General features: G+C 66.5%; 14 protein-coding genes. 3 read left to right on the top strand and 11 right to left on the bottom strand.

Annotated features, from left to right (window positions below):
- Positions 1 to 6 precede the first annotated feature (6 nt).
- Genes gspM through BMW89_RS04130 form a run of 9 tightly spaced genes read right to left on the bottom strand, consistent with a single transcriptional unit; the run spans position 7 to position 7,484 of the window.
- A complete protein-coding gene (gene gspM, locus BMW89_RS04170) occupies positions 7 to 609 on the bottom strand; it encodes a type II secretion system protein GspM (RefSeq protein WP_177195810.1) in 603 nt (200 codons plus the stop codon).
- Positions 606 to 1,643 carry a PilN domain-containing protein gene (locus tag BMW89_RS04165; protein ID WP_177195809.1) on the bottom strand — a complete coding sequence of 346 codons (1,038 nt, stop codon included), beginning with the start codon at positions 1,641 to 1,643 and terminating at the stop codon, positions 606 to 608. The genes gspM and BMW89_RS04165 overlap by 4 nt, the downstream gene beginning before the upstream one ends.
- Before the next feature lies 1 nt (position 1,644).
- On the bottom strand, positions 1,645 to 2,559 hold the full coding sequence (locus BMW89_RS04160; protein WP_092022931.1) for a type II secretion system minor pseudopilin: 915 nt from the start codon (positions 2,557 to 2,559) through the stop codon (positions 1,645 to 1,647).
- The gene (locus BMW89_RS04155) at positions 2,556 to 3,278 is read right to left on the bottom strand and encodes a general secretion pathway protein GspJ (protein ID WP_092022929.1); all 723 of its coding nucleotides are present in this window, start codon (positions 3,276 to 3,278) and stop codon (positions 2,556 to 2,558) included. The genes BMW89_RS04160 and BMW89_RS04155 overlap by 4 nt, the downstream gene beginning before the upstream one ends.
- On the bottom strand, positions 3,275 to 3,670 hold the full coding sequence (locus BMW89_RS04150) for a PulJ/GspJ family protein (RefSeq protein WP_092022927.1): 396 nt from the start codon (positions 3,668 to 3,670) through the stop codon (positions 3,275 to 3,277). The genes BMW89_RS04155 and BMW89_RS04150 overlap by 4 nt, the downstream gene beginning before the upstream one ends.
- On the bottom strand, positions 3,648 to 4,142 hold the full coding sequence (locus BMW89_RS04145) for a prepilin-type N-terminal cleavage/methylation domain-containing protein (protein ID WP_092022925.1): 495 nt from the start codon (positions 4,140 to 4,142) through the stop codon (positions 3,648 to 3,650). Before BMW89_RS04145 ends, BMW89_RS04150 begins: the two co-directional genes overlap by 23 nt.
- Complete coding sequence (gene gspG, locus BMW89_RS04140; RefSeq protein WP_092023398.1) at positions 4,105 to 4,554, bottom strand: type II secretion system major pseudopilin GspG; 450 nt, start codon at positions 4,552 to 4,554, stop codon at positions 4,105 to 4,107. The genes BMW89_RS04145 and gspG overlap by 38 nt, the downstream gene beginning before the upstream one ends.
- A 24-nt stretch (positions 4,555 to 4,578) precedes the next feature.
- On the bottom strand, positions 4,579 to 5,790 hold the full coding sequence (locus BMW89_RS04135; RefSeq protein ID WP_092022923.1) for a type II secretion system F family protein: 1,212 nt from the start codon (positions 5,788 to 5,790) through the stop codon (positions 4,579 to 4,581).
- Positions 5,791 to 5,795: 5 nt separating this feature from the next.
- Entirely contained in the window at positions 5,796 to 7,484 is a 1,689-nt protein-coding gene (locus BMW89_RS04130) for a GspE/PulE family protein (protein WP_502686376.1), read from the bottom strand.
- 137 nt (positions 7,485 to 7,621) lie between these two features.
- Here BMW89_RS04130 and gspD point away from each other — a divergent pair, with 137 nt between their 5' ends.
- Both gspD and BMW89_RS04120 read left to right on the top strand, forming a co-directional pair.
- The gene (gene gspD, locus BMW89_RS04125) at positions 7,622 to 10,006 is read left to right on the top strand and encodes a type II secretion system secretin GspD (protein ID WP_092022920.1); all 2,385 of its coding nucleotides are present in this window, start codon (positions 7,622 to 7,624) and stop codon (positions 10,004 to 10,006) included.
- A gap of 19 nt (positions 10,007 to 10,025) precedes the next feature.
- Positions 10,026 to 10,607 (top strand): prepilin peptidase, encoded by a 582-nt coding sequence (locus BMW89_RS04120; RefSeq protein ID WP_244547507.1) that lies wholly within the window; start codon positions 10,026 to 10,028, stop codon positions 10,605 to 10,607.
- A gap of 136 nt (positions 10,608 to 10,743) precedes the next feature.
- On the opposite strand, the gene BMW89_RS04115 is transcribed toward BMW89_RS04120, so the two are convergent.
- A complete protein-coding gene (locus tag BMW89_RS04115) occupies positions 10,744 to 11,013 on the bottom strand; it encodes a hypothetical protein (protein WP_244547506.1) in 270 nt (89 codons plus the stop codon).
- Between the two features lie 142 nt (positions 11,014 to 11,155).
- On the opposite strand from BMW89_RS04115, the gene BMW89_RS04110 reads away from it, so the two are divergent.
- Positions 11,156 to 11,791, top strand: a complete 636-nt coding sequence (locus BMW89_RS04110) for a class I SAM-dependent methyltransferase (RefSeq protein ID WP_177195808.1) — start codon at positions 11,156 to 11,158, stop codon at positions 11,789 to 11,791.
- Between the two features lie 48 nt (positions 11,792 to 11,839).
- Here BMW89_RS04110 and BMW89_RS04105 read toward each other — a convergent pair whose 3' ends face one another.
- Complete coding sequence (locus BMW89_RS04105; protein WP_092022914.1) at positions 11,840 to 12,400, bottom strand: tetratricopeptide repeat protein; 561 nt, start codon at positions 12,398 to 12,400, stop codon at positions 11,840 to 11,842.
- Between the last annotated feature and the right edge of the window lie 20 nt (positions 12,401 to 12,420).

The following is a 12,420-nucleotide window of genomic DNA, read 5'->3' as shown; positions in this document are numbered from 1 at the left end:
GCCTCTTCAGCCGCCCGACTTCCCCGCCTGCCACTGGCCGGAAACTCCCAAAATCACCCTGACGCGGCCGGTGGGAGCATCGCTCAACGCGGTTGTTTGCGGCACCTGGACGTCGAGCTGATCGACGAACAGGAACGGCATTCCGGCTTCGAGATCGTACAGCAGCTTCTGGAGCGCCGGCTGTTCCAGCTCACAGCTCACGACGAGGCCGACGAAGCCGTCCTTGGTTTGCGCGCCTGTTACGTCGACTTGCGAGGACTGCACCGAGCCGCCGACATTGCCGACGGCAGCAGCAACCCGCTGCAACAGGTTGGCGCCCGCAACTGTCACGGTCGGCCCCTCCAGGAACGGCGTGCCGGGATGCTCGGCCATGACTGCCGCGGCATTCTTGGCGCCGCCCTTGCGGCCACGCAGCTGGTCGAGCAGGTCTGACGTCTGCGCCAGCGCCTGGCGGTGCGCGATGACGTCGGCGATCGACAGGCCCGCCATCAGCAACAGCCCGCCGGCAATGGCGAGATAGAGCGTAACAGCGATCAGCGGCGAACCGGTCAGCGCCCGCGTCACGGCGTTACCGCCGACGACTTTGGTGCTGCCCATGGTGCTGTTCATGGCGCATTCCTCGGTTCGATCTGCGCCTCGATGTGGAAGCGCTCGCCGGGATCGGTGGAGCTGCGCGTCGTCGGGGCGTAGAAGGTCGCGCGGGTGAAATGCTGGGACTGCTCGATCAGCGGGATCAGCCCGGGCGCATCGCGGGTGATGCCGCCGATCTGGATCTTGTTGCCGGCAAGATGCATCTCGGTGACATAGGTGTGGTCAGGCAATAGCCGGCTCAGCGATTCCAGCACGATCACGCTCGCCGGCGTCTCGTATTTGCGCCGCTCGAGCAGCGCGAGCGGCGAGCGCTCGCCGCCGCCATCGCCACGGAGCGCGGCGCGGCGCTGGGTAATCTGCCGTTCGAGCTCGCCCTCCTGCGCACTGAGGCTGTCGGCGAGGTAGCTTGCCGCAACCGACCCGACGACCGCTGCGACCGCGGCAAGCGCCAGCACCGCCTGCAGCGTCCGGCTCAGCCGCACCGGGTCGATCGCGCCGCGCGACTTCTGCTCGAACACCTTGATGGGCCCGCCGCCACCCGCCTCCGTCACGATCGCAATCGCGGACGGATGGAACGGGGACACCGCATCGACATAAGTCATCGCCAGCCTGCGTGGCGCTGCCGCGATCTCCGTGGTGATGCTCTCGCTGCCATGAGCCACCGGCGGGCTACACCCGAACACGGCCTCGGCCGCGCTCCACGGCGTCAGCCGGTCGATCTGTGCCCGCACGATGCCCTCGATGAAGTCTGCGGCGCGGGCCGGCAGTTCCAGCGGACGGAACAGGAAACGCGCCGGCCGCAGCACGATCTCGACGCGGCTGCCGCGAGCGATCTGCGCGAGATTGATGCCCTCGAATTTGCCGTCCTCGAACACGACCTGCTTCGACGCCTCGTCCGACTTCGCAGCCTCCAGCGCGAACGCACCGGACTCGCCCTCGACCAGGCGCACCACGCGCGGCGCCACCATCCGCTCCAGCGCGGCAACGATCGTGCCGGCGACGGTGCCGGTCCAGGCATCGAGCATGCCGCGAAGGGAATTGAGCGAACTCATCTCACAGAGGCTTTCCGGCGGAGCCGTCGAAGGCATTGTGCCACGACAATACACGATAGGGCTCATCGCCGCTTTCGAGAAGCAGGATGACGATCTCGGCCGAGCTCAGCCGGTGCGACGGCGCCTCGACGGCGACCGTCATCCGGTACGCCTTCGCGCCCTCGGTCGTCGCATTGGTGCTGCCGGCGAGACCGACCAGGGATCGCGGGTCGATATTGGGGTCCGTGCGGTCGCGCAACACCTGTTGTAGCGTCTCCGGCGTCATGCCGGGCAGCGCGGCCACCACCTGGGGGGCTGCGTCCAGAACGTTGACCGTCTTCATGTTGCTGAAGACGGTGACGAAGGGCAGCACGCGTTCCACGATCGCGGACGGAATGCCGCGCACCAGCCAAAGCTCGTCGCTGTGCGGAAACGGCGCATGGCGCGGTAGATAGGAGGCGCCAAGCGTGCGGTAATAGGAATCCTCCGGATTGTCCTGACCCGGTTCCGTCGCCGAGCGCCAGGCCAGGATGCGATCGGCATAGGCAGGCGCATCCATCGCTGAGACGCCGAGCGCCGTCATCAGGCCAACCAGCATCGGTTTCGGCGCCGCGTTGAGATCAACGCGCGCGGCCTCCGAGCGGAAGGTGACGCTCACCCGGCCGGCGCCGACGCGCGCATTGAAGGTGCCGCTGGTGGGACGCGCGGCCTCGGGTTGCGCGGTCAAACGGTAGGCCGCAAGTTCAAGGCCGGCGTTCACCAGCGCATCCGCCTGCAACCGGTCGGCGCTGACGGCCACCGTGACCGCGGTGTTGGTGACATAGGTCAGATAGATCAGCGCGAGCGCGGCCAGCGCCGCCAGCATCCACAGCACGACGACGACGATGAAGCCGCGGCCGTCACGAAGGCTCGCACGGTGGGAGCTGGCGCCGTTCACAGCTGCTGCTCCTCTTTTTTCTCGGCCTGTTGCGGCCGACCACGCGCCGCCACGCAGGTCGTCGGGTTCTTGGCCCGCGCGCATTCGGCCGGTGCCGTGATGTGCGGGACCACCGCACCCGAGACCGCCAGCACCTGCCCGGTGGCGCTGTTGCGCACGGTGACGCGGATACGGTCCGGCAATTGCGTCTGGCCGCGCCAGGTCGGCAGCCACTGACCGTCCGACCCGGCATAGGCGAAGCTGATGCGGAACGGCGCACGGATCAGCACGACCTGGTCCACGAAACGGATCTGCCCGTCCGACGGCATCGGCTGGAACGGCGCGCGCTCGCGCACCAGCGCCAGCCCCTGCGCGTCGGCCTTCTCGATCAGACGGATGAATTCGAGGCCCGGACGCGCGCTCGGGCCGAGCGCCGTGCGCAGAAAGGTCACCGACAATTCGGCGCCGTCGAACAGCGGCGCCTTGGCATCGCCGTTGACGGTGATCTGCTCGGCGACCGACAGGTCGGCAACGATGCGGTCGATGCCGGTTGCCAGACGTTCGGCGCGCTGCACGCGGGCAATGCCGCGATTCCAGTTCGGCAGCCATTGCGCCGTCACCGTCGCCAGCGCCCCCAGGATCACGGTCATCAAGAGCGTCGCAAGCAACACTTCGAGCAGCGTGAAGCCTGCCTCATCGGCCAGCGCATGGCGCAAGCGCTTCATTGCCAGGCCCTTCATTGCAAAGCCCTCGGCACCAGCTTCACCGTCGTGATCTGGATCACAGCTCCGTCGGCGCGCTGGAGGCGCAGATTGACGGCCATCGGCACGAAGCGATCGGTGGCGGGATTGCCACCCGCCACGTTCATCGGCGCGACGTCGACGCGCCAGCGGCTGCCGGCAAGCTCGCCGCTCTGCCGGCCGGGCTTCAGCAATCCGCGCGCCGGCAGGTCCGCAAGCAGCGTCTCGGCGGTGCCCGATAGCGCCAGATGCTGATCGATCGCGCGCGTGCCCCGGGTCGTCGTGGCAATGACCGAGCCGATCGCCCCGAGCATGACCACGATGATCGCGAGCGCGACCAGCGCCTCGATCAGGGTGAAGCCGGCAGCGTCAGAGCAGCTTCTGCGGGACAATCTCGACGCCTCCGGTCAGCCAGTTGACGCGCACCTCGTAGCCCATGCCGGGTCGCGCCAGCGCGATCGTTCCCCCGCACGACATGCCCGACGGAAAGAAATCGATCGACCGCCCCACCGCGCGATCGGCACAGCGCGTGGCCAGCGTCGCCTGCACGACCACATCGGCCGGCAGGCGGATGGTCCGCCCGGTGACGCCGGAGCGGATCGCACGCGCGTCCGCATCCACCTGTGTCGTCACCCTCACTTGCCGGCGCAGCGCCGCATTGCGGTCGGCCTTCAGCAAAGCCGCAGTCTCGACGGCGTAGCTTTCCAGCCTGGCACGCGTCGTCGAGCGCGGGATCGCCGGCAGGATGATCGCTGCGAGCAGGCCGATGATCGCGAGCACGCACAGGATCTCGATCAGCGCGAAGCCGCGCGCGCCGCGGATATCTTCAGCGCGTGTTGCTGGCAATGTCGGCTGCCGTTCCACTGCCGCCTTCCTGACCGTCCGATCCGAGCGAGATGATGTCGTAGGGTGCGCTCGCGCCCGGCGAGCGATAGACATAGACGTGGCCCCAGGGGTCGTTCGGCACCAGACCGCCGCGCAAATACGGCCCGTTCCAGCCGGCTTGATTGGTGTTGCGGGTCAGCGCAGCGAGGCCTTCGTTCGAGGTCGGATAGCGCCCGAGATCGAGATAATAGAGATCGAGCGCGCTGGAGAAGCTCTCGATCTGGATCTTCGCCGCCTTCGCCTTGGACTCGCTGAGATAGTTCAGCACCCGCGGGCCGACCAGCGCCATGATCATGCCGATGATGGTGATGACGACCAGCATCTCGACGAGCGTGAAGCCCGCCTCCCCTCGGCGTGCAGCGCGCCGGCCGCGCGTTGGATGTTTGGTCACTTCAAGCCTCTCATGTTCCATGCCTTAACCGACAATCTGGCTCACCGACATCAGCGCCGTCATCACCGAGGTGATCAGGCCGCCGACGACCAGCGAAATCGCGATGATCGCCGCCGGCCCCGCAATGCCGACGGCGCGGTCCAGCGTACGCTGCAATTTGGTTTCGTAGAATTCGGCGACGCGCCCCGACAGCATCGGCAATTGCCCGGTCTCGTCACCGAGCCAGAGCATGCGTACCGCCATCGCCGGCAGCGCCTGTGTTTCGGCCAGCGCGTCGGAGAGCTTCGAGCCATGGCGGACGCGGTCGGCGGCATCGCTCCAGACCGCGGACGGCCCGGTCGTCGCCATCATGTCAACCAGGATGCGCAGCGTGGTGGTGAGATTGACGCCGCTGCCGAGCAGCAGGCCGAGATTGCGGCAGAATAACGCGGTGCGGTACGCGCTCATGATGTTGCGGATCGCCGGCAGCCGCGTGATCGCATTGGTGATGCCGCGGCGGATACGCTCCTGCCGCAGCAGCAGCCATGTCGCGGCGATGATGGCCGCAAGCCCAGCCAGCACCGCATCGGAATTGCCGCGCAAAAAGGTCGAGATGTTGAGGAAGACACCGACGACCGGATCGACCTTGGCGCCGAAATCCTGCAGCACGGATGCGAACTGCGGCAGTACGAAAGTGAGGAAGAACAGCAGCACGCAGCCGGCCGCGCCGAGCACGAACACAGGGTAGCGGATCGCATCCGACAGCCGGCGTCGCAACGCCTCGCCGCGCGCGCGTTCGCCGGCCAGCACCTCCAGCACCTGATCGAGCGAGCCCGAGGCCTCGCCGACCCGCACCAGCGCGATATACATCGGCGGAAACAGGCCTTCGTGCCGCGCCAGCGCTTCGGCAAAGCTGTCGCCCGAGACGACGCGCGAACGGATGTCGGCCACGACCGGGCGCAGCCGGCCGAAATCGGGATCGGCCGCGAGCAGCTCCAACCCGTCATTGATGCGGGCGCCCGCGCGCAGCAGCAGTGCGAGGTCGCGGGTGAAGATGGTGACGTCTTCCGGCTTCGGCCTGTTGAAGAGGCTAGTCACGCGGCCGGAGGCGCCACCCTCCTCCGGCGTGACGTTGTCCACCAGGACGAGCCCGAGCCGCTCGATCCGCTGCGCGACGTCGCCCGGCGCAGGCGCGGCGATGGCGCCGGAGACCAGTTCGCCGTTGGCGTTGAGCGCGCGATAGCGATAGTTCGGCATGGGCGTCAGCGCACCGTTGTGACGCGGAAGACTTCGGGCACGGTGGTGAGGCCGGCCCGGCATTTGGCCACCGCGTCCTCCAGCATCGTGGTCATGCCGCCCCGCATCGCGGCGGCATCGATGCTGTGGGAATCCGTCTGCGGTCCGACCAACGCACGCACCTCGTCGGACATTTCAAGGATCTCGAACACGCCGTTGCGGCCGCGATAGCCGGTACCGCCGCAGCGTTCGCAGCCACCGGCCTCGTGCACGACCTCGCCGCACTTGAAACCGATGATGGCAAAGCGCGGGTCCTTGGCGAGATCGGCCTCGGTCAGAGCATGCGGTACCTTGCAGCGGTCGCAGAGCATGCGCACCAGACGCTGCGCCACCACCGCACGCAGCGTGGACTTCAGCAGGAAACCCTCGATGCCGAGATCGATCAGCCGCGGCATGGCGGCCGCCGCCGTCTCGGTGTGCAGCGTCGTCAGCACGAGATGGCCGGTCAGCGCGGCATGGATCGCGATATGAGCGGTCTCGGCGTCGCGAACTTCGCCGACCATGATCACGTCGGGGTCCTGGCGCACGAAGGCGCGCATCGCCGAGGCGAAGGTCAGCCCGATCGACGGCTTGACCTGGGACTGGTTGATGCCGGGGATCTCGTATTCGACGGGATCCTCGATGGTGAGGATTTTTCGCGTCGGCTCGTTCAGGATCGACAGCATGGTCGCAAGCGTCGTGGTCTTGCCGCTGCCGGTCGGTCCGGTGACGACGATCATGCCGTGCGGCATCGCCAGCAGCCGCGTCATCAGGCTCTCGTCGCGCGCGGCCAGACCAAGCTTGCTCATCTCGAGCAGGCCGCGGTCGCGCGGCAACAAGCGAATGACTGCGCTCTCGCCGTGCTGCGTCGGCATGGTCGCGACGCGGACGTCGATCTCGCTGCGCCCGACGCGCACGCGCGCCGCGCCGTCCTGCGGCAGCCGCCGTTCCGCGATGTTGAGGCTGGCGAGAATCTTGATGCGCGAGATCAGCGCCTGCGGCGGGATGCCGTGCGGCGACGGCAGCGCGCGCAGCAAGCCGTCGACGCGCATGCGCACCGTGAGCCCGGCACGGAATGGTTCGACGTGAATGTCGCTGGCACGCAAATCCACCGCGCGCTCCAGCAGATCGTTGAGCGCACGCACCACCGGCGCGCCGCTGGCGAGATCGCGCAGGCTCTCGATGTCGTCGTCGGATTGTTGCGCAACGCTCCTGCCGCTTCGATCGGCATTGGCGTCGTCGGCCTCGGCCCGTTGATCGAGGACTGTCGTAATGTCCTCATATGACGCCACGACGACATCGACCGGCGTTCCGAACACGATTTCGGCGGCGCGAATGGCCGCCGTGTCGGAGGGGTCGGCAACAGCCAGCTGAAAGACGTCATTGGTCGCGCTGAAAGGAAAGATGGTGGATTCACGCAGGAAGCGGCGCGAAAAGCCGTCGAGACGGGGCGTGGCCGCGAGCAATTGCGGAAGGCTCAGCCGCGGCATTGCAAAATAGTCGGAGACTTCGTCGGCGAATTCGGCCGCAGAAAGATCGGTGGCCTCCCACAATTCGCGCAATGGGCGCGTGAGCGCGGGATTGCCCGACTTGTCCGCATGGGCGCGCGCCCGCGGCGGCAGTGAGTACTTTTCCAGGAGGTGCTGCCGGAAGCTATCTGCGGAGCGGTCGCGCATCGCATTCACAGCGTTGACCTTGTTACCTGAATGCAACAACTTCGGCGGGGCCAGGAGGCCCTTTACCCTTGACTTATTTCTTAGCAAAAACATAATCGTGGCGCAAACTATTGCGCGTCCGAACCAAGGGGGATCGGATGCAATTTCCAATCACTTCCAGCGTTGGCAGGCGTATTTTGTTTGAAGTGGTCCAGCCGCTTTTGCGACTCCGCTCGGCGTTGCCTGGAACGCTCATCCTGCTGTCCTCCGCCTTCGTGCTCGGCGCCTGCATCGTCACCGCCGACCAGTCCGTGGAAGCAGATCCAAAGGATCCGCGCGCCCAGGACATTGCCGACAAGATCCGCTCCCTCGATCTCCAGCCGCGGCAACCCGCGGACACGGGATCGGGTGGCGTCGCGCAGGCGAGATCGTCCAAGCCCGCGATCTATCTGAGCGATGGTGCAACGCCGCAAGGCGGTGCTCTTGCCGAGCGCGACGATTCCGGCGGCAGCGGCTACGACCTCAATTTCGAGAACGCACCGGTCGCCACCGTCGCAAAGGTCATTCTTGGTGACGTAATGAACGTCGGCTACACGATCGATCCGCGGGTGCAGGGAACCGTGACGCTGGCCTCGGTGCGGCCGGTCCCCAAGGCGGACGCGCTGTTCGTGCTGGAAAACGCGCTGCGCATGTCCGGCGTCGCATTGGTGCGCGACCGCACCGGCTATCGCCTGCTGCCGGCGCCGGAAGCCGGTCCCGGCGGCGTCGACCGCGCGGCGAACGCGGCGGCCGGCCAGGGCGTCACGGTGGTGCCGCTGCGCTATGTCTCGGCGCAGAACATCTTCAAGCTGCTCGATGCCTTCGGCGTGAAGGCCTCGACCATGCGGTCCGACAACGCCCGCAACACACTGCTCGTCAGCGGCAGCGGCACCGACCGCGCCACCGCGGTCGACACCATTCTCTCCTTCGACGCCGACTGGATGCGCGGGCAGTCCGTCGGCATCTTCCCGGTGCGCAATTCCTCGCCGGAGCCCGTCATCACCGAGATCGAGAAGATCATGGATTCCGGTGAAGGCGGCATGAGCCAGAACATGATCAAGCTCCAGCCGATCGCGCGGCAGAACGCGATCCTCGTGGTCACCCAGAAGCCGGAATACCTCAAACGCGCGCAGACCTGGATCGCGCGGCTCGATCGCTCCGACACCGACGGGGTGAACCTGAAGTCCTATCCGCTGCGCTACGGCAATTCCAAGCTGATCGTGGCAATGCTGAACGACATGCTGTTCAGCCAGGGCGCGACGAGCAGCTCGACGCTCGACAACGCCTCGAGCCAGATTTCGCCGGGCGCCGGGATCTCGACCTCGACGTCGAACAATCCGGTGGCCTCGCTCAGCGCGCTGCCGACCGCCGCCGCCGGCGCCTCTACTCCGGTCACCGCGCCCGGGGGATCGGCATTCGGTGCCCGCCCCGCACCGGCCGCATCGGCGACGCCTGCGCAAGACACGGGCCTCGGCGCACTGTCGGGCGGCGGAGCGAAGCCGGGCCTCAACGGCATCCTCCAGAACGTCCGGCTCACCGCCGACGTGACAAACAACGCGGTGCTCGTTTACGCCAACCAGGAGGCGCAGCGCATCGTCGAGCAGACCATCCGGCAAATCGACCGGCCACAGCGCCAGATCGCGATCGAGGCGACGATCGCCGAGGTGACGCTGAACGACCAGCTGAACTATGGCGTGCAGTTCTTCCTGGCGAGCCAGAAAGGCTCGATCTCCAACACCATCTCCGGCGTCAGCAATGCCGCGACGGTTGGCAGCGGTGCCGTCGAAACGGCGTCCAACGCCGTCAACACTGCGGCCGGCGCGCTGGTTGGGCGCGTCCTGCCCGGCTTCAACTTCCTGATCGGCTCCGAGAACTCGCCGCGCGTCGTGCTCGACGCGCTACACGGCATCACCAACGTCAAGGTGCTGTCGAACCCGTCGCTGGTGGTGCTGGACAATCAGCCGGCGACCTTGCAGGTCGGCGACCAGGTGCCGTTCTCGACCGGCACCGCGACGGTGCTGACCGCCAACAACACCGTGGTCAACACCATCGACTACAAGAACACCGGCATCATCCTGCGCGTGCTGCCGCGCGCCAACGCCAACGGCAATGTCGTGCTCGACATCGAGCAGGAGATCTCGAACATCGCCGCCGGCAGTGCCAATTCGCTGACGCCGACGATCTCGCAGCGCCGGGTCAAGAGCTCGATCGCGGTGACGAGCGGCCAGACCGTGCTGCTCGCCGGTTTGATCAGCGAGACCGAGAACAAGCAGCGCCAGGGCATCCCGATCCTGGATTCGATTCCCGGCGTGGGCGACGCCTTCTCGCATCAGACCAACGCACGCGCACGCACCGAGCTGATCCTGTTCATCCGCCCGACCGTGATCAAGGACGGCGTCGATGCGCATGTCATCGCCGAGGAGATGCGCAGCAAGATGAACGGCCGCCTGGTCGGCACCAGCAATCCCGTCGTCACCGTGAGCCCGCCCAAGGCGGCGCGCTGACAGCGTGACGGAAGAGGCTGTGAACGAGGGAACGGGCCCCGCGCTCGCACTCAGCGTTGCCCTGCTGCTGGGCGTGTTCGCAAGCCTCGTCACCGCGCCCGGCGCAGAGGGCCTGTACGGCGCGTACCTCGCCGCCCTGATGCTCGCGATCGCGGCGTATGATGCCCGCCACTACCTCATTCCCAACGCGCTGACGGGGGCCGCTTTCGCGCTCGCCTTGCTCCGTGCCGCCGCGTTCGTTCCGGATATCGGCATCGAGGCGCTGCTCTGGCCGGTGGCCCGCGCCGTCGCCGTGGCGCTCCCGCTGCTGCTGCTGATGGCGCTCTACCGGCGCTGGCGCGGCCGCGACGGGCTCGGGCTCGGCGACGTCAAGCTCGCCGCGGTCTGCGGGGCCTGGCTCGACCTTGCGACCGTCGCTGCGGTGATCGAGCTGGCGGCGCTGCTCGCCATCGCCGCCTATGCGGCTAATGCCGCACTGCGAAGACGACCGCTGCGCGGGACCGCTTTCCTGCCCTTCGGGCTGTTCCTAGCCCCGGCGATCTGGATCGGTTGGCTGGGCGAGACCTGGTATGCGGGCTGGCTGGGCGGTTGGCCGGGCTAAGGGGCGATGATCCCTGGATGAATCGTCATTCCAGCGCAGGCGGGACGCGGTCGTCCTCCTACTGTGCATGGGGTTGTTTTTGCGTTTTTGTTGTTGGGGGGGCCGAACGGCCGGGGGAAAGCCGGGCGTCGGGAGATCAGTGCTCGCGGCTCGGCGCCCATTCCAGGGCCCGCAGGCGGGCCTGGGCGATCTCCCCGCGCGTCATCTTGGTGGTGACGGCATCGCGGATCCGGACCCGGGCCTCGCGCACCGGCGGCGGCGCTGCGGCCGTCGACAGGTTGAGCCATTTGGAGGCCTCGACGATGTCCTGCGGCACGCCGCGGCCGGTCTCGAACAGAAAGCCGAGATAGGACTGCGCCGCTGCATTGCCGCGCTCGGCGAGCGGGATGCCTGAACAGAGAGGCAAGCTGCCTAAACTACTGCTGTTCATGGATGTCAACAGGAGACGGGTAGCCTCGGAAAATCCACAGCCGAAAACTGGCTTCCTCTATTCGACGCGTGTATTGAACCTTCGTAGCGGACGAGCAGGTCAGCACTGGGAGCAAGACGTGGCTCAGCGAATTTCCGGCCTCTATCGGGCGGTTCGACTACCGCTATTCTACAAGGGACTGATGTTTGCACTTGGCGCGGACAATGGGATCAGGCGGTACGTAAATGAAGCGCTGGAGCCAAGACCCGGCATCAGGATGCTGGATGTCGGCTGCGGCCCGGCAAACATTCTCGCCTATCTGCCCTCTCTCGACTACACCGGCTTGGACCTCAATGAGAAACACATTGCGTTCGCGCGGGAGATCTACGGCGACCGCGGCCGTTTTATTGTCGGCAACGCCGCCGATGATTTGCGGCAGGACGAAAAAAGCTTCGACCTGATCAATGTTTCCGCTCTCCTCCATCATCTCTCCGACGACGAGGCTCGTTCGTTGTTTGCCTCGTTGAAGCTCCTGCTCAAGGAGGGGGGAAGGATTGTGACGCTCGACAACGTCTGGCTTCCGCGACAGCGCGCGGTCGTCAAGCTCGTCAACAAGCTGGACTCCGGACTCAATATCAGGACTCCCGACGGTTACCTGGCACTCCTGAGCGACCTCGGCTTCGAGGTTCAACCTCGCTTCTTTCACGACCTCCTTCGAATTCCCTACGACCACTTCGTCATGGTCGCCAGAAACAGGCCCACGTCGATCGCCTAGCTAGACGCCGGTGGCGCCTCGCTCCGACCGGTCGCTGAATAAAGAGCCTCAATGCTCGCGGCTCGGCGCCCATTCCAGCGCCCGCAGGCGCGCTTGCGCGATCTCCCCACGCGTCATCTTGGTGGTGACGGCGTCGCGGATCCGGGCCCGTGCCTCGCGCGTCCGCGGGGACGCGGCGGCGGTCGACAAATTAAGCCATTTGGAAGCTTCGACGATGTCCTGCGGCACGCCCTGGCCCCGGTCGTAGAGCAGCCCTAGCGAATATTGGGCGAGGCCGTCGCCCTGCTCCGCCGCTCGCCGGTACCACATCGCGGCTTCCGTATAGTTTAGCGGCACACCGCGGCCGGTCTCGAACATGTAGCCGAGGTAGGACTGCGCCGCGGCACTTCCCCGCTCGGCGAGCGGAATGAAAATGCGTGATGCCGTCACATAGCTTTGGCGATTGAAGGCGGAGACGCCTTGGCGGAGGGATTGGGCGTGGGCCGGGATGCCAAACGCCGTCAGCATTGCCACGACGGCAAAAGCGCACAATGCTCGTTGCAAAACGAACATCGGCCGTCGAGCTGCGGGGCAGCGAAGTTGAGGATCGTTTGTCTCGGCGTTCTCCATTGCAATCCACCCTTAACACA

It is taken from the genome of Bradyrhizobium sp. OK095, assembly GCF_900109945.1.
Taxonomy (GTDB): domain Bacteria; phylum Pseudomonadota; class Alphaproteobacteria; order Rhizobiales; family Xanthobacteraceae; genus Bradyrhizobium.
Note: the sequence above shows the minus strand (reverse complement) of the source record. Positions and strands in the feature narration are given on the sequence as shown.

What these genes read in the sequence shown, in the direction of transcription:
- gspM (WP_177195810.1), bottom strand. Translation starts at nt 609, where the DNA reads ATGAACAGCACCATGGGCAGCACCAAAGTCGTCGGCGGTAACGCCGTG.
- BMW89_RS04165 (WP_177195809.1), bottom strand. Translation starts at nt 1,643, where the DNA reads ATGAGTTCGCTCAATTCCCTTCGCGGCATGCTCGATGCCTGGACCGGC.
- BMW89_RS04155 (WP_092022929.1), bottom strand. Translation starts at nt 3,278, where the DNA reads ATGAAGGGCCTGGCAATGAAGCGCTTGCGCCATGCGCTGGCCGATGAG.
- BMW89_RS04135 (WP_092022923.1), bottom strand. Translation starts at nt 5,790, where the DNA reads ATGCCGAACTATCGCTATCGCGCGCTCAACGCCAACGGCGAACTGGTC.
- BMW89_RS04130 (WP_502686376.1), bottom strand. Translation starts at nt 7,484, where the DNA reads ATGCGCGACCGCTCCGCAGATAGCTTCCGGCAGCACCTCCTGGAAAAG.
- gspD (WP_092022920.1), top strand. Translation starts at nt 7,622, where the DNA reads ATGCAATTTCCAATCACTTCCAGCGTTGGCAGGCGTATTTTGTTTGAA.
- BMW89_RS04105 (WP_092022914.1), bottom strand. Translation starts at nt 12,400, where the DNA reads ATGGAGAACGCCGAGACAAACGATCCTCAACTTCGCTGCCCCGCAGCT.